Here is a 22,625-nt window from a genome sequence, read left to right on the forward strand (position 1 = left end):
CCCATCGCGCCACGCAACCCGCCGCGCCAACGAAAAAGGGCCGCCTCACGGCGGCCCCCGGTCACGCGCGGAACGCGTCAGTTGTGGTACGCGGTCTCGCCGTGGGCGCTGATGTCCAGGCCCTCGCGCTCGTCTTCCTCGTTGACACGCAGGCCGATGACCTTGTCGACGATGAAGTAGGCGACGATCGACACGACACCCGACCAGACGACGGTCAGCAGCACCGCCTTCAGCTGGATCCAGACCTGCGCGCCGATCGCGTTGGAGGTGACCGAGGCCGTGACCCAGTCGCCCACCAGCCCCGGGCCGCCGAGCGACTGCGCATTGAACACGCCGGTCAGCAGCGCGCCGACGATGCCGCCGACACCGTGCACGCCGAACACGTCGAGCGAGTCGTCCGCGCCCAGCATCTTCTTCAGGCCCGTCACACCCCACAGGCAGGCGAAGCCGGCGATGAAGCCGACGACGATCGCGCCCATCAGGCCGACGTTGCCGGCCGCCGGCGTGATCGCCACCAGACCGGCGACCGCACCCGAGGCCGCACCCAGCATCGAGGCCTTGCCCTTCATCAGCATTTCGCCGAGGCACCAGGCCAGCACCGCCGCGGAGGTGGCGCTGAAGGTGTTCATGAAGGCCAGGACGGCGCTGTTGCCGGCTTCGAGCGCCGAGCCGGCGTTGAAGCCGAACCAGCCGACCCACAGCAGCGAGGCACCGACCATCGTCAGCGTCAGCGAGTGCGGCGTGAACGCCTCCTTGCCGTAGCCGACGCGCTTGCCGATCATGTACGCACCGACCAGACCGGCGACGGCCGCGTTGATGTGCACGACCGTGCCGCCTGCGAAGTCGAGCGCGCCCATCTGCCACAGGTAGCCGGCCTTCGCGTTCATCGCGTCGACGACTTCCTTGCCGGTGTACGCGTCCGGGCCCATCCAGAACCAGACCATGTGCGCGATCGGCGCATAGCTGAAGGTGAACCACAGCACCATGAACGCGAGCACCGCGGAGAACTTCGCGCGCTCCGCGAACGCCCCGACGATCAGGCAGCAGGTGATGCCGGCAAAGGTTGCCTGGAAGGCGGTGAACAGCATTTCAGGGATGTAGACGCCCTTGCTGAACGTCGCGCCCATCGCGAACGTACCGGTCGCGGGATCGAACAGGCCCTTCAGGAACAACCGGTCGAAGCCGCCGATGAACGCGTTGCCTTCGGTGAACGCCAGGCTGTAGCCGTACACGCACCACAGCACGACGATCATCGAGAACGTGACCATCACCTGCATCAGCACCGACAGCATGTTCTTGCTGCGCACCAGGCCGCCGTAGAACAGCGCCAGGCCCGGCACCGTCATCATGATGACGAGCAGCGTGGCGACGATCATCCAGGCCACGTCGCCCTTGTTGGCGACCGGGGTCGAGGCGGCGGCGGCCGGGGCCGAAGCCGCTTCCGCGCCGGAAGCAGCCGCCGCAGGCGCTGCGGCCGAGGCGGCCTCGGGAGCGGCGGCGGCGGACGCAGCCGCAGGCGCCGAAGCGGCGTCCTGCGCCAGCGTGACGCCGGACAGGCCCAGGGCGGCGAAGCCCAGGACCATCGAAGCAATGAGTTTTCTCATGGTTGTAGTTGTCCTGTGCTTCAGAGAGCGTCTTTGCCGGTCTCGCCGGTGCGGATGCGGACCACCTGCTCGAGCGCCGACACGAATACCTTGCCGTCGCCGATCTTGCCGGTGCGCGCCGCGCCTTCGATCGCCTCGATGACCCGGTCGACGATCGCGTCGTCGACGGCGGCCTCGATCTTCACCTTCGGCAGGAAATCGACGACGTACTCCGCGCCGCGGTACAGCTCGGTGTGGCCCTTCTGGCGGCCGAAGCCCTTGACTTCGGTCACCGTGATGCCCTGGACGCCGATGGCGCTGAGGGCTTCGCGGACTTCGTCAAGCTTGAACGGCTTGACGATGGCGGTCACCATCTTCATGGTCGAACCTCTTTCTGATCGGAGAGTGAAAGCAACGGCGGCGCAGCGGCCGCCGACCGGATTACAGGGACTTGGTCAGGGTCGCGACGAAGCGGACCTTGTTGATGTCGCCGTAGAAGTCCTTCTTGTTCGCACCGACGACGGCACCGGAGATCGACACGCCCGAGCCGGCGAACTTGCTCAGGTCATAGGTCACGCCGACCTTGTAGTCGTAGTAGTTCGGCACCGAGACGTTGTTGCGCAGGTCGCTCGAGTAGCGCGTGTAGCCGACGTGGGTGTTCAGCGTCAGCGCGTCGACGAGCGGGAAGTTGGCCGACAGGTCGATGTAGCCGGTGTTGCGGCCGCTGTAGGTGCCGCCGCCCCAGCCGAAGTAGTCCTTCGACACGGTGTGCGAGTACTTCAGCGTGGCCGGGCCGTAGCTCAGGGCGCCGTAGATCTCGGTCGTGTTGAAGTCGACCGTCTTGTCCTTCTGCGGGTAGTAGTACTGCAGGATGCCGACGTCGTAGGTGAACTCCTTGGTGATCTCGCCCTTGTAGCCGGCGTAGAAGTCCATTTCGACACCGGCGTTGGTGAAGCCGATGCTCGAGTTCCAGTTGCCGATGTAGAAGCCGTTGGCCGACCAGTCGAAGCCGCCCTGGACGGCCGGCTTGTTGTTGCCCTGGTCCTGGCCGCGGTACTTGTAGTTGCTGGTCAGGCTGATGTTGGCGGTCAGCGGGAACGGCGCCGCCGGGTCTTCGGCATAGGCCGCGCCGGTCAGGGTCGTGGCGATCGCGAGAAAGAGAATCGACTTGGTCATCGTGGAGCTCCGTTGGGGGTTTTCTGAGGGGATGCCCCGGTTTTGCACGATGTGTGCCAGCGGCCTTGCAGCTCGTTACGGCCGGGCGGACCCGATGGCTGACCTCCTCGTGGGGCTTTTCCGCACCAAAGAGATGCATCCGACTCGGCCGCACCAATTCCGTGCCGTGGCTGCAGTCGAATGCATGAAAGTGCACGGGTCGCACGAACTTGACACGTCAAAAGCCCGACCTGCGACATTTCGCAGCGCCGGGGGCACAGCGTGAACGCGCAACCCGATAGCTTGCCCGGGTCGCATTCCGGGCCCGCCCATGTCCCTGTCCGTCATCCACAGCCGCGCGCTGCACGCTCTCGATGCGGCCGAAGTCACCGTCGAAGTGCACCTGGCCAACGGGTTGCCGAGCTTCACGCTCGTCGGGCTCGCGGACACCGAGGTCAAGGAAGCGCGGGAACGCGTGCGGGCGGCGATCCAGAACAGCGGGCTCGATTTCCCGACGAACAAGCGGATCACCGTCAATCTGGCCCCGGCCGACCTGCCCAAGGAATCCGGCCGCTTCGACCTGCCGATCGCGCTCGGCATCCTCGCCGCCAGCGGGCAGATCGACCCGGCGCGACTCGGCGGCTTCGAGTTCGCCGGCGAGCTCTCGCTCGGCGGCGAACTCCGCCCGGTGCGGGGCGCGCTCGCGATGGCGCTTGCGCTGCAGCGTCACCGCGCCGGCCCCCTGCGCGCACTCGTGCTGCCGCAGGCGAGCGCGCGCGAGGCGGCGCTGGTGGACGGCCTGGCGATCCACGGCGCCGCGCACCTGCTCGAGGTCGTCGCCGCGATGCGCCCGGCCGGCGACGCGGCGCCGGCACCGCTGCCGCTCGTCGTCGCCAGCCCGCAGCCCACCGCGGCGGCCGGCCCGGACCTGCGGGACGTGAAGGGGCAGGCCGGTGCCAAACGTGCGCTCGAGGTCGCCGCCGCGGGCTCGCACAGCGTGTTGATGGTCGGATCGCCCGGCACCGGCAAGTCGATGCTGGCGCAGCGCTTCGCCGGCTTGCTGCCGCCGCTTCCGCATGCACAGGCGCTGGAATCGGCAGCCGTGCTGAGCCTGGCAGGGGCGTTCGCACCCGAACGCTGGGGCCGGCGCGTGCTGCGCACCCCGCACCACACCGCGTCGGCCGCGGCGCTGGCCGGGGGCGGCTCGCCGCCGCGGCCGGGCGAGATCTCGCTCGCGCACCACGGGGTGCTGTTCCTCGACGAGTTGCCGGAATTCCGCCGCGGCGCGCTGGAAGCGTTGCGCGAGCCGCTCGAGACCGGGCGCATCGTGATCTCGCGCGCCGCGCGCCAGGCGGAGTTCCCGGCGCGCTTCCAGTTGCTCGCGGCGATGAACCCCTGTCCTTGCGGTCATCTTGGCAGTTCGCTGAACAGCTGCCGCTGCGCGCCCGATGCGATCGCGCGCTATCAGGGCAAGTTGAGCGGCCCGCTGCTCGACCGCATCGACATCCAGGTCGAGGTGCCTGCCGTCGCGCCCGAGGCGTTGGCCGCCGCGCCCGACGGCGAGCCGAGCGCCGCGATCGCCGCGCGCGTGCAGGTGGCGCGCGCGCGTGCCCTGGCACGCCAGGGCTGCGTCAACGCCGATCTCGCCGGCGCAGCCCTCGACGCGCACACCGCGCTCGACGAGGCCACCGCTTCGATCCTCCGCAGTGCCGCGGCGCGCCTCGGCTGGTCGGCGCGCGGCTTTCACCGCGTGCTGCGCGTGGCGCGCAGCGTCGCCGACCTGGCGGCCAGCGAGTCGATCGGCATCGCCCACCTCGCCGAGGCGATCCAGTACCGGCGCGTGCTGGGCGCCGGTTGAACGCTCAGGTCGCCTTCAGGAACCCCAGGTCGCGCGGGAAGTTGCGCAGGTTCGGGAACACCGTGTCGAGCTGCGCGTCGCTGGCGCCGAACCACTTGCCCAACGTGCTGCCGATCGTGTCCACCGACGTGACCGGCAAGTAGGCGTTGTTGGCCGAGTCGTTCAGGTTGAGACCGAACTGCGGGAAGCGTCCGAAGATCTCGCCGCCGTTGACCGCACCGCCGCTGACGAAGTGGTGGCTGCCCCAGCCGTGGTCCGTGCCGTCGCCGTTGCTCGTCAGCGTGCGGCCGAAGTCGGACGCGGTGAACAGCGTGACGTTGTTGCGCATGTCGCCACCGGCGAGCCCGGCGAGCGCGCCGTCGAAGTAGCCGAGCGCGTGCGACAGGCGGGCCAGCAGGTCGGCCTGGTTGGCGTTCTGGCCGTCGTGGGTGTCGAAGCCGCCCATCGAGACGAAGAACACCTGCCGCTTGGCGCCCAGGCCGCTGCGCGCGCCGATGATCCGCGCGACGGTCTGGAGCTGCTGCGCCAGGCTGTTGTTCGCGAGGTTGTTGGTCGACGGTTGCACGTACTGGGTCGGTGCCGTCACGGTCGATGCGTTGTACGCGACCTGGAACGCCGCCTGCGCGTCGACCGAGCGCTTGACGATCGCGCCGTACTCGTTCGCGAACAGGTGCTGGTTGCTCGCGGTGACGATGCTCTTCAGCGTCGCGGCCGCCGTGCTCGAGCCGAACAGGTTGCCGCTGAGCCCGCCGATCTGCGTCGCGCCCCCGCTGCCGACCTGGTACTGGAATACCGTCTCGCCCGCCGAGAAGACGGCGTTGCCGGACACCGAGATGCTGGTGAACACCGTGTTCGCGTTGCTGCTCGCGACCAGGTCGCCGAGGTGGCCGCCCCAGCCGATCTTCACGCCCTCGGGGCCGAGCGCCTGCCAGGTGGATTGCTGGTCGTTGTGCGAGCCCAGCGCCTTGGGCCGCGGCAGCACGTTGGCCACGTACTCGGCGCGGGTCAGCGGCTGCACCAGCGGGCCGGCGTTGGCCAGGATCGCGAGGCGGCCGGCGCCGAACAGCGTCGCGACCTCCGGCATGCTGGGGTGCAGCGCGAAAGTCAGCGGGCTGTTCTCGGCGGTGCCGGCGATGCCGGCGGTGAACTTGGGCACGATCGCGCGCACGCCGCCGAGGCGGTCCGGCGAGGCGAGCGGCGCGGTCGCGACCGGCGCGGTGCCCGGCGCCTTCAGCGCGATCGACTCCGGCGCGACCGAGCGCATCCGCGTGTACTCGTTGAACGACGCCGCGTCGGTGCGCAGCACCATGTGCGACGAGTCGTTGCCGCCGTACAGGAACAGGCAGACGATGGCCTTGTAGTCGGTCGTCTGCGCGACCGCGGTGTTCAGGCTGGCCAGGTTGAGCGCGAACGGCGCCGCGAACGGGCCGACCGCACCCGACACGACCGAGGCGGTGCGCAGGAAGCGGCGCCGGGAGGCGTCGAGGCGCGAAGTCTTGAAGATCGTCATGGCGTGTGTCCTCGTCGTCACTTCTGGATCAGGTAGTCGGGCGAGGCCAGCGACAGGTACACCGCGAGGTAGACGCGGTCGCGCTTGGCAGCGTCGATGTTGGCCTGGTTGGTCGGCGGTTGCGACGAATCCGGCGCGCTCGCGCCGGCCGGCGTCGGGTAGACGGGTGCCGGGATGGTGCGGCTCGTCACGGCCGCGGTGATCTGCGCGCGCAGCGCGTCGGGCAGCGTGCCGGAGAACAGCAGCAGGTTCATGCGCTCGACCAGGTCGGCGGGCGTCGTGGCCAGCGCAAGCTCGGCCGTGTAGTCCTGCTGGATGTCGCGGTTCGCGTCGACCGTGACGAGGCTGCGCATGTAGTTCATGTAGCCCGCGACCGACACGTCGTGCACGATCTGGAACTCCGGGGCGACCAGACCGGCGTCGGCGATCGGCTTGCTCGACGGCACGTAGCCCGGCCGGTAGAAGTTGAACACCGTCGGCGCGAACATCACCGTCTGGTTCAGCCGCGTGGCCGGGTCGTCGGTGTTGCCGAGGCCGCTGTAGCGGCCCGACTTCGACGTCGCCTTGAACGCGCGCATGAAGTTCGCCAGCCGGATCACCGGCTCGCGCACCTTGCCGGCGCTTGGCGCGGTGCTCGCGGTGCGCGCCTCGGCGTCGAGCAGGATCGCCTTCCATACCGCCTTCATGTCGCCGCGCTGGCCGCTGCCGTTGTCGTTGAACGCGGCCGCGACGCGCGCCACGTAGGCCGGGCTCGGGTTGCTGGTGACCAGCCGCTGGATCAGCTGCTTGCCGATGAACGGGCCGACGTTCGGGTGGTTGAACAGCGTGTCGAGCGCGATCTTCAGGTCGCCGACGGTGTTCGCCGTCGTCAGCGTCTGCGCCGGGATCGTGACGCCCAGGAAGTTCTTCGCGCTGATCGAATGGAAGTTGGTGTTGGCAGCGTACTGGTTGTAGTCCTGCATCGGGCGCCAGTCGCGCTCGAGGTCGGCGTCGTTGCCGAAGAAGCGGCGGCTGGTGCGGTCGCTCGTCAGCGAACCGGCGTACCAGCTCCAGCCGGTGAAGACCTGCGACAGGCCCTCGAGGTCGGCCGACACGTAGGCCGCGACCGGTTTCCCGTCGGCGCCGAGCACCGGCGTGCCGTCGGCGTTCAGCTTGTACTGGCCGATCGTGAACAGCTGGGTGATCTCGCGCGCGAAGTTCAGGTCGGGCACGCGGCCGGTGGCCGGGTCTTCCTTCTGGTTCTTCAGGTGCGACAGGTAGACGCCCATCATCGGGTGCAGCGCGACGGCTTCCAGCAGATCGCGGAAGTTGCCGAACGCCTTCTCGCCGAGCATGTCGTAGTACGACGCGACGCCGCGCGGCTGGCTGCGCAGCGTGCTGTCGGTGAACGAGATCACGAAGACCTGCGACAGCGCGAACGCGGCGCGCTGGCGCAGCTGGTCGTCGCCGGCGATCGCCTGGCTCCAGTACGAGTCGAAGAAGTTGGTCTGGCTGATGGTGCCGCCGGTGGCCGCGAGGTCGGCCGCGGCCTGGTTCATCGTCAGGCGGTGCGAGACCGGCGGCTTCGCGAACTGCTCGTCGATCCAGGCGGCGTAGCTCATCGTCTGCAGCCGCGTGATCTCGGCCGGCGTCGGGCCGTAGGTCGCCTGGGTCAGGAAGCGCGCGGAGGCGAGCGGCGCGTTCGTCGGGCCGGCGGCCGCGGGACTGGCAGTCGGGCCGGCATCGGCTTCGCCGGAACCGCCACTGCCGCCACCGCAAGCGGCGAGGCCGAGGAGCAGGGCCGCGGCGATCGCCACGTGGCCCGAACGGGCATGAAACACCTGGATCGTCTGCACACGCACCCCCGAAGTTGGTCTTTTCGGGGAGGATCGAACGCAGGGCATGTGCCCGGCGCGGCGCTGCCGGGGACCGTCAGGTCTGCCTCCAGGTCGTGAACGATTTGGCAGTCAACGTGAAGTCAATCGTCGGATCAACGACATTAGTCGGACATGTTGCGAAGGAATGCTTCTGGCCGTAAGCAGGCGCAACCGGCCCGCGCGCCAGGCACGCGCACGGGTCAGAGCAACGCAGACAGCGAGCGACGCACCAGATCCGTGTCCAGCGCGCTGCGGCGCGCCCAGTCCGCCAGCTGGTCTTCGCCGATCTTGCCGACATTGAAGTACGCCGCCTCGGGGTGGGCCAGGTAGAACCCGCTGACGCTGGCCGCCGGCGTCATCGCCAGGCTTTCGGTCAGGCCCATGCCGATCTCGGCGCAGCCCAGCACGCGGAACATCTCGGCCTTGACGGTGTGGTCCGGGCACGCCGGATAGCCGGGCGCCGGGCGGATGCCGCGGTACTTCTCGGCGATCAGTTCGGGCGTCGTCAGCTGTTCGTCGGGCGCGTAGCCCCAGAACTCGGTCCGCACGCGCTGGTGCAGCCGCTCGGCGAAGGCCTCGGCGAGGCGGTCGGCGATCGCCTTGAACATGATCGAGCTGTAGTCGTCGAGGTCGGCGAGGAACTGCCGGTCCTTCTTCTCGGCGCCGATGCCGGACGTGACTGCGAACAGGCCGATGTGGTCGGCCACACCGGACCCCTTCGGCGCAATGAAGTCGGCAAGGCAGCGGTTGGGGCGCATCACCCCGTCGACCACCGGACGCACGCTCTGCATCCGCAGGCCGCGCCAGGTCATCAGCACCTCGCTGCGGGTGGCGTCGGTGTAGATCTCGATGTCGTCGTCGTTGACCGCGTTGGCCGGGTACAGGCCGATCACGCCATTGGCGGTGAGCCAGCGGCCCTCGATCGCGCGGCGCAGCAGGCGCTGGCCGTCGCTGAGCACGCGGCGCGCCGACTCGCCGACGATCTCGTCGTTCAGGATCGCCGGGTACGGGCCGGCCAGGTCCCAGGTCTGGAAGAACGGGCCCCAGTCGATGCTCTGCGCGATTTCAGCCAGATCGTAGTTCTTGAACACGCGGCGCCCGGTGAACTTCGGCACGGCCGGCACGAAGCTTGACCAGTCGATCGGCGTCTTGTTCGCGCGCGCCTGCGCCAGCGTGACCAGCGGCGTCGCCTTCTTGTTGGCGTGCTGCTCGCGCACCCGCACGTAGTCGGCGTTCAGCTCGTCGATGTAGGCCTTGGCGCGGTCGTCGCTGAGCAAGTCGGAGCAGACGCTGACCGAGCGGCTCGCGTCCGGGACGTAGACGACCGGGCCCTCGTAGTGCGGCGAGATCTTCACCGCCGTGTGCACGCGGCTGGTGGTTGCGCCGCCGATCAGCAGCGGGATCTTCTTGATGCGGAAATAGTCGTCGCGCTGCATCTCGCCGGCGACGTGCTGCATCTCTTCGAGGCTCGGCGTGATCAGGCCCGACAGGCCGATGATGTCCGCGCCCTCGACCTTGGCGCGCGCCAGGATGTCCTGGCACGCGACCATCACGCCCATGTTGACGACCTCGAAGTTGTTGCACTGGAGCACGACGGTGACGATGTTCTTGCCGATGTCGTGCACGTCGCCCTTGACGGTCGCGATCACGATCTTGCCCTTGGCCTTGGCCTCGCCGCCGGCCTCGACGTGCAGGCGCTTCTCTTCCTCGATGTAGGGCAGCAGGTGGGCGACCGCCTGCTTCATCACGCGCGCGCTCTTGACCACCTGCGGCAGGAACATCTTGCCCTGGCCGAACAGGTCGCCGACGATGTTCATGCCGTCCATCAGCGGCCCTTCGATCACGTGCAGCGGCCGGCCGCCCTGCGCGAGCACGCGCTGGTAGACCTCCTCGGTGTCCTGCGTGATGAAGTCGTTGATGCCATGCACCAGCGCGTGGCTCAGGCGCTCATCGACCGGCTTGGCGCGCCATGCGAGGCGCTGGCTGTCGTCCTTGGCGGCGCCCTTCGCGTTCTCGGCCACCTCGACCAGGCGCTCGCCGGCGTCCTCGCGGCGGTTCAGCACCACGTCCTCGACGCGCTCGCGTAGCTCGGGCTCCAGGTCGTCGTAGACGCCCATCATCCCGGCGTTGACGATGCCCATGTCCATGCCGGCCTGGATCGCGTGGTACAGGAACACGGTGTGGATCGCCTCGCGCACCGGGTCGTTGCCGCGGAAGCTGAAAGAGACGTTCGAGACGCCGCCCGAGACCTTCGCACCCGGCAGGTTCTGCTTGATCCAGCGGGTCGCGTTGATGAAGTCGACCGCGTAGTTGTTGTGTTCCTCGATGCCGGTGGCGATCGCGAAGATGTTCGGGTCGAAGATGATGTCCTCGGGAGGGAAGCCCACCTCGTCGACCAGCATCCTGTACGCCCGCTCGCAGATCTCGGTCTTGCGCTCAAACGTGTCCGCCTGGCCCTTCTCGTCGAACGCCATCACGACCGCCGCGGCGCCGTAGCGCTTGACGAGCTTGGCCTGGTGCTTGAACTGCGCCTCGCCTTCCTTCAGAGAGATCGAGTTGACGATGCCCTTGCCCTGGATGCACTTCAGACCGGCCTCGATCACCTCCCACTTCGACGAGTCGACCATGATCGGGACGCGCGCGATCTCGGGCTCGCCGGCGATCAGGTTCAGGAAGCGCACCATCGCGGCCTTGCTGTCGAGCATGGCCTCGTCCATGTTGATGTCGATGACCTGCGCGCCGTTCTCGACCTGCTGGCGCGCCACGCTCAGCGCCTGCTCGAACTCGCCGTTCAGGATCATCCGCGCGAAGGCCTTCGAGCCGGTCACGTTGGTCCGCTCGCCGACGTTGACGAAGAGCGAACCTTCGCCGATCAGCACCGGCTCCAGGCCGGACAGTTTCATCGGGGGGACGGTGATCTTGGACATCGCGGGAGAGCTCGAATGAGGCCCGCGCTACTCACCGCGGACCGAGAAAGGTCGGGTGAGCGCCGTTGAACCAGCGGCTTGCGCCACCGTGCCCGAGCCTGGCAGTCGTCGATCGACTGTCGCAACGCTCCTCGGGCGAGTCAGGATTCTAGGTCAGGCGGTCTCGGCCTCCAGCGCCAGTTCGCCGAACAACGTGCCTTTGTGCCCGCAACGCGGCTGGTACTTCCCGACCTTCTGCGCGATCGACGCGATATGCGCGGGCGTCGTGCCGCAGCAGCCGCCGGCGATGTTCAGGAAGCCGGCTTTCGCGAACTCCTCGAGCAGGCTGCCGGTGATCTCGGGCGTCTCGTCGAAGCCAGTCTCGCTCATCGGATTGGGCAGGCCAGCGTTCGGGTAGCAGCTGACGAAGGTGTCGCCGGCGATCCGCGACAGCTCCTCGATGTAGGGCCGCATCAGCGTCGCGCCGAGCGCGCAGTTCAGGCCGATCGCGAGCGGCCGGGCGTGGCGCACGCTGTGCCAGAACGCGCTGACGGTCTGGCCGGACAGGATGCGGCCCGAGGCGTCGGTGACCGTGCCCGAGATGATCACGGGCAGGCGCTCGCCGGTGTCTTCCATCAGTTCGTCGAGCGCGAAGATCGCGGCCTTCGCGTTCAGCGTGTCGAAGATCGTCTCGACCAGGAACAGGTCGCAGCCGCCTTCGAGCAAGCCACTGGCCTGTTCGTAGTACGCGGCCTTCAGTTCGTCGAAGGTGACGTTGCGCGCCGCCGGGTCGTTCACGTCGGGGCTGATGCTGGCGGTCTTGGGCGTGGGCCCGAGCGCGCCGGCGACGAAGCGCGGCTTCTCAAACGTGCTGAACTTGTCGCAGGCCTGGCGGGCCAGCTTGGCGGCGGCGACGTTCATCTCGCGCGCGAATGCGCCGAGGCCGTAGTCGTCCTGCGCGACGGTGGTCGCGCCGAAGGTGTTGGTCTCGATGATGTCGGCACCGGCCGCGAGGTACTGCTCGTGGATCTCGAGGATCACCTCGGGCTTGCTGAGCTGCAACATGTCGTTGTTGCCCTTCAGGTCCTTCGGGTGATCCGCGAAGCGCGCACCGCGGTAGTCGGCCTCGCCGAGCTTGTAGCGCTGGATCATCGTGCCCATCGCGCCATCGAGCACGACGATGCGTTGCGCGAGGATGGCGGGCAGCTGCGCGCCCCGGGTGAAGTTCGACGTCGTGTTCATTGGGTTATTGTAGAAAGCATGTCAAGTCCACGCCGGCCGTCCGCATGAAGCATCTGGAACCCCGCGCCACATGGGCCTACCTCAAAGCCCACCCGGACGCGCTGTTCGTCGACGTGCGCATGGAGATCGAGCACTTGTACGTCGGGCACCCGCCCGGCATCGTGCACATCCCGTGGTACGAGTACCCGGACATGCACGTCGATCCTCCGCGCTTTGCGGCACTGGTCGAGCGCGAAGCGGCGAACAAGATGCGGCCGATCGTGCTGTTGTGCCGCTCCGGGCGGCGCACGATTCCCGCGGCTCAGGCGCTCGAAGCGGCGGGTTTCGGCGAGGTCGTCAACGTCGTGCACGGTTTCGAGGGCGAGCTCGACGAGCACTTCCAGCGCGGCAATCTCAACGGCTGGCGCTTCGACGGCCTGCCGTGGGAACAAATGTGAGCTAACGGCACTCGCCCGGCTCAGTGCAAGAAGCCCATCCCGCGCTGCTGTCGCACCTCGGGCTTCACGCGGTGCTCGGCTTCGAGCTGCGACAGGAACTCGTCGGGCCCGAAAGCCTCGCCGAGCACATCGATCTGCCGCTTCACCGACGCGAAGTCGCCCGGTGCGAGTGAGCCCAGCTGTGCCAGGCGCCCGGCCTGCTCGCGCGTCAGCAGCGTCGCGTCGCCGCCGAGCGCCTCGACCACGAACATGCGTTCGCGCTGCGGCGCGGTCAGCGGCTTGAACTGGACCTTGAAGGTGAAGCGTCGCAGCGCCGCCTCGTCCAGCTCCTGGAACAGGTTGGTCGTGCAGATGAACACGCCGGCGAAGCGTTCCATGCCCTGGAGCATCTCGTTGACCTCGCTGACCTCGTAGTTGCGCTCGGCCAGTCTGCGGCTGCGCAGGAAGCTGTCGGCCTCGTCCAGCAGCAGCACGGCGTTCTCGGTCTGCGCCTCCTCGAACATCTTCGCCATGTTCTGCTCGGTCTCGCCGACGTACTTGCTCATGATGTCGCTGGCCTGGCGGATCATCAGCGGCCGGTCGAGTGCCTTGGCGATGTGCTCGGCCAGCGCGGTCTTGCCGGTGCCGGGCGGGCCGTAGAAGCACAGCGTGCCGTAGGTCTTGCGGCGCAGCGCCTCCACGATCTTCGGCACCTCGAAACGCGACTCGGTGTTGACGAGGTCGAGGTCGTAGTTCGTGACGACACGCCTTGCGCCGCGCTCGCTGCTGCTGTTGCCCAGCGCCTTATCGGCGTTGACCAGCTGGCGCTCGATCAGCGACTGCAGGTCGTGCCCCGCCTCGGGCGCGCTCGCCAGGCGCGCGAACTTGACGGCGGTGCGGATCTGCGCCGGCGTCAGCCCCTTGCGTTCGGCCAGCTTCGCTGCGAAGCCGACTTCCACGTCGACGCCGGTGAGCGCGCGCGACACCAGCAGTTCGCGCGCGCCGGGGGGCGGGCTCTTCAGCTCGAGGTGGTACTGGAAGCGGCGCCGGAACGCCGGGTCGATCTGCTCGATCCGGTTGGTGACCCAGATCACCGGTACCGGGTTGGTCTCGAGGATCTGATTGACCCAGGCCTTGCCGCTGACGCTGCCGGTCAGCGCCGCACCGTCGCCGGTGTCCATGCGCGCCATCAGCTGCGCGGCGTCGGTCGAGATCGGCGGGAACACGTCCTCGACCTCGTCGAACAGCAACGCGACGTTCTGGCTGCCCTTCAGAAAGACCTGGCTGATCTGCAGCGAGCGGTAGCGGTCGCGGCCGCTGAGCGAGTTGCCGTCGCGGTCGGCGTATTCGACCTCGTAGAGCTCCAGGCCGGCCGCCTGCGCCGCCACCTTCGCGAGTTCGGTCTTGCCGGTGCCGGGCGGGCCATACAGCAGCACGTTGACGCCGGGCTCCTTGCGCGCGACCGCGTTGGCGAGCAGCGCGGTCATCATCTTCTGGTCGACGCCGACGAAATCGAAATCGGTGATCGTCAGCTCACTGCGCTTGGCCGGCCGCGTGAACACCGCCATCAGGTCGGACGGGCCCTCGTACTTGCGCATCAGGACCGGGGGCAGCTGCTCGCTGACCTTCATCAGGTCGGCCAGGTCGGTGATGTTGTGCTCCGAGATCAGGTTCTCGACCATGCCGATGCGCTCCAGCCGCGAACCGGCGCGCAGCGCCTCGGCCACATCGGTCTCGCTGACGCCGGCGACGCTCGCGATCGCCGCGTAGGCCTCCTGCGCGTTCGAGACCTTGAACTCGACCAGCAGCCCGCGCAGGTCGCGCTGGTAGCGCGCCAGCGTGCCGTACAGCAGCAGCGCACGCTCGGCCGGGTTGAGCTGCAACAGGCCGGCCAGCGAGTCGATGTTCTTCTGGACCAGCGTCGATTCTTTCTTCAGGCTGCGGCCCAACCAGTCGGCCGTCGCGCCCAGCACGGCGAGCAGGTCCTTGGGCGCGTCCTTGATGTACTCGTCGATGTAGAAGAACAGCGTGCCCTCCTCGTACGGGCCGCGCCAGCCGCCATGGCGCAGCATGAAGGCGTCGTCGTCCAGCAGGTCGTGGCCGCGCCAGTGCTCGTTGCCCTTGCAGCGGGTCTTGAGAAAGCCGCGCAGGCGCGTCAGCACCGATCCGGGCCAGACGAGGTGCTTGCCGGTCAGCGACAGCAGGCTGTTCCAGTCGCGCCGCAGGTTGAAGCGGCCGGCGGCGTGCATCGTCAGCGTCAGCACGAACTGCGAGCACATCCGGTCGAGCACCGGCGCGTCCTTCAGCCCCGGGGACAGCAGCAAGCGTGCATCAGCGTGGCTCTTGACCATGACACCTCCGTGGGGGCGAGTCGGTGGACCATCTTGGCGCAGAGTGCACAGCCGGGCAAGCCCCGGCAACGCACCCTCACCACCGACCATAACGCAGCGGCGCCGTTCGCGGCGACACCGCCTCGCACGCCCCGCGCGCCGCCGAGGAGACCGACGGTCAGTGCAGGATCACGGGCTGCTGCATCAGCGAGGTGAAGCGCTCGATGTAGTCGTCGATCTCTTCTTCGGTCGGCTGGGTCTGGATCAGCGCCTCGACGCCTTCCTTGAAGCTCTCGGCCATCACGCCCTGCAGGAAGATCTCCTTGCGCGCGAACTTGTCGACGATCTCGTAGCCCCCGTGGCTGAGCGGCTCGGGCGCATCGGCGACGACTGGCGCAGCATCGGGCGCGACCGCAGCGGCCACGTCGAACAGCACCACGGCGTAGCTGTCGGAGTTGTAGAGCATCTGCATTCGGTGATCCTCGGGTTCGGCGAACTGACGACTTCCTGACCACTAACCTGATGATTGCAACGCAAATATCAAGCCAGCGGACGACAGGGTCGGCCCCGCGACACGCATTCCCCTCGACCGGGGGGTCAGCTCGCGGCCCGGACCTCGATCAGCCGCAGTTCGTAACCCTCGTCGTTCGCGCCCGACTTCTGTGTCGCGCGCACCGGCAGGTCGTGCTGCTTCGGGTCGAGCCAGACCTGCACCGCGGTGTCGTAGGGCTCGCGCGGCTCGCGCACGAACTTGATGGCGTTGACCGGCGAGCCCTGCAGGTCGACCGCCTCCGGGCCGACGCAACGGAATACCCACACCCCCGCATCGCCATGCGCGCCGGTGACGTACATCGCGACCTTCCCGCCCGGCTTCGCGAGCTGCGGCTCGGCGGCGACGATCGCGGCGAGCTGCATCATCCAGCTGAGCCGGTCCTGCGCACCGGAACGCAGCGGAAACTCGCTCGCCGAGCCCGAATAGGTGATCTTGTCGGCCTCGCGCTGGAAGTTCGCCGCGGTCGTGCCGCGCTTGAAGCGCTGGTCCGTGAAGCGCACCGGCGCGATGCCCGCGGCGTCGAACGCCCCGCTGCTCGCCTGCGACAGGATCGTGAGCCCGCTGAGCCTGAAATCGAGCTTCAGCTCGTACCGACCGGCCTGCGGCCGCCAGACCAGGTCGCCGGTGCCATGCAGAAGGCCGCGACTGACCTCGTAGCGCAGGGTCGCCGCCGGCGGCATGCGGGTGCGGTAATGCGGAATCTTCTCGTCATCCTGCGACAGGGTGGGCGCACTTGCCGGCGCGGGGACCGTCGTCGCGGCCGCCATAGCGAGTTGCATCGGCGGCTCGGTCGCCGGCTCCTCGATCACGGCGTGCGCGGTCGGCGCCTCGCGCGGCCGCACGGGTGCAGCCGCCGGCAATCTCGCGACCACGGCGCGCAAAGGCGGCCGAGCACGACCGGGCGCCGGCGACGTCATGCCCGGCTCGGTCAACGCGGGCACGGGGACCACGGGCGGCTCGACGAGGCGAACTTGCACAACGGCTGGCGCCCGGAAACTCGGCGGCGCGTTCGACGGCCAGGCCCAGTCCGCGCCACCCAAGACGGCCGCGTGCAACAGCACGGCGGCGGCACTCAGCACGAGGACGCGCGGCGCGTGTCGCCGAAGGGCCGTGCGCGGCGGAAGAAACGGATCGAAGTCATGCGTCGACAATAGCGCTCCTTCGAAAACCCCGCCCCGACCCGGACATCCATGAAGCTTGCGACCTACCAAGACGGTTCGCGCGACGGCCAGCTCGTCGTCGTCTCGCGCGACCTGACCCTCGCCCACTATGCCAGCGGCGTCGCGACGCGGCTGCAGCAGGTGCTGGACGATTGGAACTTTCTGTCCCCTCAGCTCGAAGAGGTGTCGCAGACGCTGAACCACGGCAAGGCGCGGCACGCGTTCCCGTTCGATCCCGCGCAGTGCATGGCGCCGCTGCCGCGCGCCTACCAGTGGGCGGACGGCTCGGCCTTCGTGAACCATGTCGAGCTGGTGCGCAAGGCGCGCGGCGCCGAGCTGCCGGAGAGCTTCTGGACCGACCCGCTGATGTACCAGGGCGGCAGCGACGACTTCATCGGCCCGCGCGGCGACATCGTCGCGGCCAGCGTCGAGCACGGCGTCGATTTCGAGGCCGAGGTCGCGGTGATCACCGGCGATGTCGCGATGGGCACCGGCCCGGATGCGGCCCTGGAGGGCATCCGCCTGCTGATGCTCGCCAACGACGTGAGCCTGCGCCATCTCGTGCCTGCCGAACTCGCGAAAGGCTTCGGCTTCCTGCAGAGCAAGCCGGCGACGGCGTTCAGCCCGGTCGCCGTCACGCCGGACGAACTGCTCCACGCCTGGAACGGCGGTCGCGTGCACCTGAACCTCGAGAGCACCTGGAACGGCAAGCGCGTCGGCCTGTGCAGCGCCGGCGACGAGATGAACTTCCACTTCGGCCAGCTGATCGCGCACTTGTGCAAGACCCGCAACGTGCGCGCCGGCAGCATCATCGGCAGCGGCACGGTCAGCAACAAGGACTGGAGCCGCGGCTACTCGTGCATCGCGGAGAAGCGCGCGATCGAGACGATCGAGGGCGGCGCCCCGAAGACCGAGTACATGCAGTTCGGCGACACGATCCGCATCGAGATGAAGGGGCTCGACGGACTGAGCGTGTTCGGCGCGATCGAGCAGAAGGTCGTGCCGCTCGCCTGACGGCCGGCGCGACGAGACCGACACTTCGCCCGTGGACAAGGACCTCCCGCACAGTCTGAAGCTGGTCACGGTCTGGCTGCTGCTCGGCGCGGCAGTGTTCGTGGCGATCCAGTGGTGGCAGCACCGGGCGCAGCAGACGCGTTTCCAGGTCAGCGGCGGCACGCTCGAGATCCGCCGCGGCGACGACGGGCACTACCACTGGCCGGGCCGCGTGAACGGCCGGCGCGTGGACTTCCTGATCGACACCGGCGCCACCGGTACCGCGATCCCGGCGGCGCTGGCGAGCGCGCTGAAGCTCGAGCCGATCGGCAGCGTGCGCTCGAACACCGCCGGCGGTGTCGTCACCGGCAGCGTCGTGCGGGCCGACATCGAGCTGCAGGGCGGGGTCAAGGTCGAACGGCTGCACATCGTCGCGCTGCCGCGGCTGGGCGAGAGCCCGCTGCTCGGCATGGACGTGCTCGGCAAGCTGCACTGGCAGCAGCGCGACGGCGTGCTGCGCATCGAACTCACGGACCCGCGCTGAGCCGGCCGCACCACCCACGACCTTTCGACACCGACCCTATGACTCGACTGCTACGCACCGCGCTCGCCCTGCTGGTCGCGCCCCTGCTGTGTGCCGGCGCGCTGGCACAAGCGCCCGCGGACTGCCCGCCGGTCGCGCCGGAACCCACCCCCGACCAGCTCGCCGCCGGCACGCGCGATGCGCGCGACCACGGCTTCCTGTGGCGAATCAGCCGGGACGGCCGCAGCTCGTGGCTGTACGGCACGCTGCATGTGGCCAAGCTGGCCTGGGCCTTCCCTGGTCCGGCGCAGCGCGACGCGCTGGCGCGCAGCGACACCCTCGCGCTGGAGCTCGACCTGCTCGACCCGACGTTGCAGGCGCGGATGGCCCAGGCGCTGGCCGCCCAGCCGAAGGTGGCGCTGCCGGCCTCGTTGCAGGCGCGGCTCGACCGGCAGGCGCAGGCCGAGTGCCTGCCGCGCCAGGCGATCGCCGCGCTCGCGCCCGAGATGCAGGTCGCGGTGCTGGCCACGCTCGCCGGCCGGCGCGACGGTTTCGATGCGGCCTACGGCATCGACGCGGTGCTGGCGGGCTATGGCCGCGCCGCCAAGCTGGACATCGTCTCGCTGGAGACGCCCGAGCTGCAGCTGCGCACCTTGCAGATGGGCAGCCCGGCCGAGACGGTCGAGCTCGTCGAAGGCGCGCTGGCCGAGATGGAAAGCGGCCGCGCGCGCGCCGCGCTGCGGCGGATGGCCACGATCTGGGCCGACGGCGACCTGGCCGAACTGCAGCGCTACGAGAGCTGGTGCGACTGCGTCAAGACCGCGGCCGACCGCGCCTCGCTGGTCCGCCTGCTCGACGAGCGCAACCCGAAGCTGGCCGATTCGATCGCGCAGCTGCACGCCGTCGGCCAGCGCGTGTTCGCCGCCGTCGGCAGCCTGCACATGATCGGACCGACCGGATTGCCCACATTGATGGCCCAGCGCGGGTATCGTGTGGAGCGCATCGTGTTCCCCCAGAAGCCTCAGGAGACAAGACCATGACCGACCCATCCGCCTTCACGAAGCTCGTCCCGGGCTTCGATTTCCTCCAGGGCCTCGTCAAGAACGCGGGCGCCGCGCTGCCCGGCATCGGCCAATGGGTCGCGCCGACGATCGACCCGGCGGAACTGGAAAAGCGCATCGAGGAGCTGCGCACGGTGCAGTTCTGGCTCGAGCAGAACGCGCGCATGCTGGGCGCGACGATCCAGGCGCTCGAGGTCCAGAAGATGACGCTGTCCACACTGAAGACGATGAACGTCCAGATGGAAGGCCTGCGCGATTCGCTGCAGATCCGCATGCCGACGGCCGCGCCGGCCCCGGAGCCGGCGCCCAGGCGCGCGCCGGTCGCGTCGCCGCCGGCCGAGCCGGAAGCGATGGCGGCCGAGCCCGATGCCGATGCCGATGCCGCGTCGGCCGCGCCCCCGGCGGCCGGCGTCGTCGATCCGCTGCAGTGGTGGGGTGCACTGACCAAGCAGTTCACCGAGCTGGCGACGACCGCGATGAAGGACACCGCGTCCGACGCCGCGCGCAAGATGGCCGGCGCCACGCTGGGCGCCGCGCTCGACAGCCCGGCGCCCGCGACGAAGACGCCTGCCGCCAGGAAGTCGGGCGCCCGCAAGACCGGCGCCCGCGCCGCCGCCAAGAAGGCCGCCCCGCGCCGTTGACCGCGCGGGCATAGCACTCATTCGCGAAAGCGGCGCGCCGGAGCGTCCGGCGCCCTGACAATCCCACCCCGATGAACCGCTTCCTCCATGGCCACGCGACGCACCCCGACTGGCGCATGGCGCTCGCGCTCGCCGCTGCCCAGATCGACGCGCAGCGCCGCGCGCCCGGCGCCGCCGCCGAGCCGACGCTCGGCTGGGTCTACCTGACCGACGCATACGCGCCGCACGCCGCGGCGTTGCTCGAGGACCTGCGCCAGCGCTGGCCCGGCGTCGAATGGGTCGGCGCCACCGGAATCGGCATCGCGGCCGGCGGCGTCGAGTACTTCGACGAGCCGGCGCTGTCGCTGATGCTCACCGACCTCGGCACCGAGCACTTCCGCGTCTTCTCCGGCGCGCGCCCGCTCGCCGGCTTCGCGGCGCACACCGCGAACGTGCATGCGGATCCCGGCACCGCCGACCTGGCCGGCCTGATCCACGACATGAGCGCGCGCACCGCCACCGGCTACCTGTTCGGCGGCCTCGCCTCCGGCCAGTCGCGCCTGCTGCACATCGCCGGCAGCGTGCTGGCGGGGGGCCTGTCGGGCGTCGCTTTCGACCGCAGCGTGCCGCTGGTCTCGCGGGTCACGCAGGGTTGCCAGCCGGTCGGGCCACAGCGCCGCGTGACCGCGGCCGACCGCAACGTCGTCACCGAGCTCGATGGCGAGCCGGCGCTCGACTGCCTGCTGCGCGATGTCGGCCTCGACGGCGCCGAGCCACGTGCCGCGCTGCCGGCACTGCGCCAGGTGCTCGTCGGCCTCGCCGACGGCGTGCCCGAGACCGCCGCCGACGAGGACCTGTCCACGCGCAGCGCCTTCGACGGGTTCAGGCAGCGCGACGCCTTCGGGGCCGACACCCGCGTGCGGCACCTGATCGGGCTCGACCCCGGTCGGCGCGGCATCGCGATCGCGGACAGCGCCGCAGTCGGCATGCAGCTCGCGTTCTGCACCCGCGGCGTCGAGGCGGCACGGCGCGACCTCATGCGCATCTGCGCCGAGTTGCGCGAGGAGGTCGAACCCGAGGAGCTGCCGTTGCCGGCCGCGCTGGCGTTGAAGGAAGGGGCATTCGGCGAATCGCCCGCCGACACCTCCGGCATCGCCGGCGCGATCTACGTCAGCTGCGCCGGGCGCGGCGGTGCGCACTTCGGTGCGCCTTCCGCAGAACTCGCGATCGTGCGCCACGCGCTCGGCGACGTGCCGCTGGTCGGCTTCTTCGCCGCCGGCGAGATCGCCCGCCGCCACCTGTACGGCTACACCGGTGTGCTCACCGTCTTCCGGAAGGATCCCCCATGAACGCCCCGCTGCCCGAAGCGCTCGCGATCGAGATCGACGACCGCGCCCACCGCCAGGCGGAGGTCGTCGCGGCGCTCGCCGCGGTGCTGCCGAAGCACGCGCTGCTGTGGCACCGCGAGGACACCACGCCCTACGAGTGCGACGGTCTGACCGCGTACCGCGAGCAGCCGCTGGTGGTCGCGCTGCCGGAGACCGAGGCCGAAGTCGCCGCGGTGCTGCGCGAGTGCCATCGCCTGAACGTGCCGGTGGTCGCGCGCGGGGCCGGCACCGGCCTGTCCGGCGGCGCGCTGCCGCACCGGCTGGGCGTGACGCTGAGCTTGGCCAAGTTCAACAAGATCGTGAAGATCGACCCGACCGCGCGGACCGCGCTCGTGCAGTGCGGCGTGCGCAACCTGGCGATCAGCGAGGCCGCGGCGCCTTACGGCCTGTACTACGCGCCCGACCCGAGCAGCCAGATCGCCTGCACGATCGGCGGCAACGTCGCCGAGAACTCGGGCGGCGTGCACTGCCTGAAGTACGGCCTGACGCTGCACAACGTGTTGCGGGTGCGCGGCTTCACCGTGGCCGGCGAGCCGGTCGAGTTCGGCTCCGAGGCGCTCGACTGCGCCGGCCTGGACCTGATGACGGTGCTGATCGGCAGCGAGGGGATGCTGGCCGTCACGCTCGAGGTCACCGTCAAGCTCGTGCCCAAGCCGCAACTGGCGCGCTGCATCATGGCCAGCTTCGACGACATCCGCAAGGCCGGCGACGCGGTCGCCAACGTGATCGCGGCCGGCATCATCCCGGCCGGCCTGGAGATGATGGACAAGCCGATGACCGCCGCGGTCGAGGACTTCGTCCATGCCGGCTACGACCTCGACGCCGTCGCGATTCTGCTGTGCGAGAGCGACGGCACGCCCGAAGAGGTGGCCGAGGAGATCAGCCGCATGGAGGCGGTGCTCGATTCGAGCGGCGCGACGCGGATCGAGGTCAGCGAGAGCGAGGCGCAGCGGCTCAAGTTCTGGAGCGGGCGCAAGAACGCGTTCCCGGCGACCGGGCGCCTGAGCCCCGACTACATGTGCATGGACTCGACGATCCCGCGCAACCGCCTGTCCGACATCCTGCTCGCGATCGAGGGGATGGAGAAGAAGTACGGCCTGCGCTGCCTGAACGTGTTCCACGCCGGCGACGGCAACCTGCACCCGCTGATCATGTTCGACGCGAACGACCCGGACCAGCTGCACCGCTGCGAGCTGTTCGGCGCCGACATCCTCGAATCGAGCGTCGCGATGGGCGGCACCGTGTCAGGCGAGCACGGCGTGGGGATCGAGAAGCTGTCGGCAATGTGCGTGCAGTTCGCACCCGAGGAGCGCGAACAGATGCTGGCGCTGAAGCGTGCGTTCGATCCAAAGGAATTGCTGAATCCGGGCAAGGTGATCCCGTCGCTGGCGCGCTGCGCCGAGTACGGCAAGATGCACGTGCGGCGCGGCTTGCTGCCGTTCGCCGACATTCCGCGTTTCTGACCGCGCCC

Annotated in this window: 18 protein-coding genes and 1 riboswitch; of the genes, 8 read left to right on the plus strand and 10 right to left on the minus strand. The window is 69.3% G+C overall.

Features of this window, described 5'->3' with window-relative positions:
* Positions 1-77: 77 nt before the first annotated feature.
* The 3 genes from ASC76_RS22735 to ASC76_RS22745 form a co-directional block, all read right to left on the minus strand.
* Complete coding sequence (locus ASC76_RS22735) at positions 78-1,604, minus strand: ammonium transporter (protein WP_082549403.1); 1,527 nt, start codon at positions 1,602-1,604, stop codon at positions 78-80.
* Positions 1,605-1,624: 20 nt separating this feature from the next.
* The gene (locus ASC76_RS22740; protein WP_056472405.1) at positions 1,625-1,963 is read right to left on the minus strand and encodes a P-II family nitrogen regulator; all 339 of its coding nucleotides are present in this window, start codon (positions 1,961-1,963) and stop codon (positions 1,625-1,627) included.
* A 61-nt stretch (positions 1,964-2,024) separates the two neighbouring features.
* Complete coding sequence (locus ASC76_RS22745) at positions 2,025-2,759, minus strand: TorF family putative porin (protein ID WP_056472408.1); 735 nt, start codon at positions 2,757-2,759, stop codon at positions 2,025-2,027.
* A gap of 310 nt (positions 2,760-3,069) precedes the next feature.
* On the opposite strand from ASC76_RS22745, the gene ASC76_RS22750 reads away from it, so the two are divergent.
* A complete protein-coding gene (locus tag ASC76_RS22750; RefSeq protein ID WP_056472411.1) occupies positions 3,070-4,596 on the plus strand; it encodes a YifB family Mg chelatase-like AAA ATPase in 1,527 nt (508 codons plus the stop codon).
* A 4-nt stretch (positions 4,597-4,600) separates the two neighbouring features.
* Here ASC76_RS22750 and ASC76_RS22755 read toward each other — a convergent pair whose 3' ends face one another.
* The 4 genes from ASC76_RS22755 to ASC76_RS22770 all read right to left on the minus strand — a co-directional run bounded on the left by ASC76_RS22755 (position 4,601) and on the right by ASC76_RS22770 (position 12,110).
* Positions 4,601-6,106, minus strand: a complete 1,506-nt coding sequence (locus ASC76_RS22755) for a DUF1501 domain-containing protein (protein WP_056472414.1) — start codon at positions 6,104-6,106, stop codon at positions 4,601-4,603.
* 17 nt (positions 6,107-6,123) lie between these two features.
* Positions 6,124-7,926 (minus strand): DUF1800 family protein, encoded by a 1,803-nt coding sequence (locus ASC76_RS22760; protein WP_235580565.1) that lies wholly within the window; start codon positions 7,924-7,926, stop codon positions 6,124-6,126.
* A 236-nt stretch (positions 7,927-8,162) separates the two neighbouring features.
* Positions 8,163-10,889, minus strand: a complete 2,727-nt coding sequence (gene metH / locus ASC76_RS22765; protein WP_256364468.1) for a methionine synthase — start codon at positions 10,887-10,889, stop codon at positions 8,163-8,165.
* Between the two features lie 50 nt (positions 10,890-10,939).
* Positions 10,940-11,028, minus strand: a riboswitch (S-adenosyl-L-homocysteine riboswitch).
* 14 nt (positions 11,029-11,042) lie between these two features.
* A complete protein-coding gene (locus ASC76_RS22770) occupies positions 11,043-12,110 on the minus strand; it encodes a homocysteine S-methyltransferase family protein (RefSeq protein WP_056472417.1) in 1,068 nt (355 codons plus the stop codon).
* A 44-nt stretch (positions 12,111-12,154) separates the two neighbouring features.
* Here ASC76_RS22770 and ASC76_RS22775 point away from each other — a divergent pair, with 44 nt between their 5' ends.
* Positions 12,155-12,547 carry a rhodanese-like domain-containing protein gene (locus tag ASC76_RS22775; RefSeq protein ID WP_056472419.1) on the plus strand — a complete coding sequence of 131 codons (393 nt, stop codon included), beginning with the start codon at positions 12,155-12,157 and terminating at the stop codon, positions 12,545-12,547.
* Between the two features lie 20 nt (positions 12,548-12,567).
* Here the strand turns inward: ASC76_RS22775 and ASC76_RS22780 are convergent, their stop codons facing one another.
* The 3 genes from ASC76_RS22780 to ASC76_RS22790 form a co-directional block, all read right to left on the minus strand.
* Positions 12,568-14,877, minus strand: coding sequence for an ATP-binding protein (locus ASC76_RS22780; RefSeq protein WP_056472421.1), 2,310 nt, complete (start codon positions 14,875-14,877; stop codon positions 12,568-12,570).
* Positions 14,878-15,034: 157 nt separating this feature from the next.
* Positions 15,035-15,328, minus strand: coding sequence for a DUF3567 domain-containing protein (locus ASC76_RS22785; protein ID WP_056472422.1), 294 nt, complete (start codon positions 15,326-15,328; stop codon positions 15,035-15,037).
* 125 nt (positions 15,329-15,453) lie between these two features.
* A complete protein-coding gene (locus tag ASC76_RS22790) occupies positions 15,454-16,359 on the minus strand; it encodes a DUF3108 domain-containing protein (protein ID WP_157615983.1) in 906 nt (301 codons plus the stop codon).
* A 240-nt stretch (positions 16,360-16,599) separates the two neighbouring features.
* Between ASC76_RS22790 and ASC76_RS22795 the strand changes: the two genes are divergently transcribed.
* The 6 genes from ASC76_RS22795 to ASC76_RS22820 all read left to right on the plus strand — a co-directional run bounded on the left by ASC76_RS22795 (position 16,600) and on the right by ASC76_RS22820 (position 22,617).
* On the plus strand, positions 16,600-17,583 hold the full coding sequence (locus tag ASC76_RS22795) for a fumarylacetoacetate hydrolase family protein (protein ID WP_056472425.1): 984 nt from the start codon (positions 16,600-16,602) through the stop codon (positions 17,581-17,583).
* 31 nt (positions 17,584-17,614) lie between these two features.
* Entirely contained in the window at positions 17,615-18,106 is a 492-nt protein-coding gene (locus ASC76_RS22800) for a TIGR02281 family clan AA aspartic protease (RefSeq protein ID WP_056472428.1), read from the plus strand.
* 38 nt (positions 18,107-18,144) lie between these two features.
* Complete coding sequence (locus ASC76_RS22805; RefSeq protein ID WP_056472430.1) at positions 18,145-19,125, plus strand: TraB/GumN family protein; 981 nt, start codon at positions 18,145-18,147, stop codon at positions 19,123-19,125.
* The gene (locus ASC76_RS22810; RefSeq protein WP_056472432.1) at positions 19,122-19,787 is read left to right on the plus strand and encodes a PhaM family polyhydroxyalkanoate granule multifunctional regulatory protein; all 666 of its coding nucleotides are present in this window, start codon (positions 19,122-19,124) and stop codon (positions 19,785-19,787) included. Before ASC76_RS22805 ends, ASC76_RS22810 begins: the two co-directional genes overlap by 4 nt.
* A 71-nt stretch (positions 19,788-19,858) precedes the next feature.
* Positions 19,859-21,115, plus strand: coding sequence for an FIST N-terminal domain-containing protein (locus tag ASC76_RS22815; RefSeq protein ID WP_056472435.1), 1,257 nt, complete (start codon positions 19,859-19,861; stop codon positions 21,113-21,115).
* On the plus strand, positions 21,112-22,617 hold the full coding sequence (locus ASC76_RS22820; protein ID WP_056472438.1) for an FAD-linked oxidase C-terminal domain-containing protein: 1,506 nt from the start codon (positions 21,112-21,114) through the stop codon (positions 22,615-22,617). Before ASC76_RS22815 ends, ASC76_RS22820 begins: the two co-directional genes overlap by 4 nt.
* Positions 22,618-22,625 lie beyond the last annotated feature (8 nt).

The sequence above is a fragment of the Rhizobacter sp. Root404 genome (genome assembly GCF_001425865.1).
Taxonomy (GTDB): domain Bacteria; phylum Pseudomonadota; class Gammaproteobacteria; order Burkholderiales; family Burkholderiaceae_C; genus LMDS01.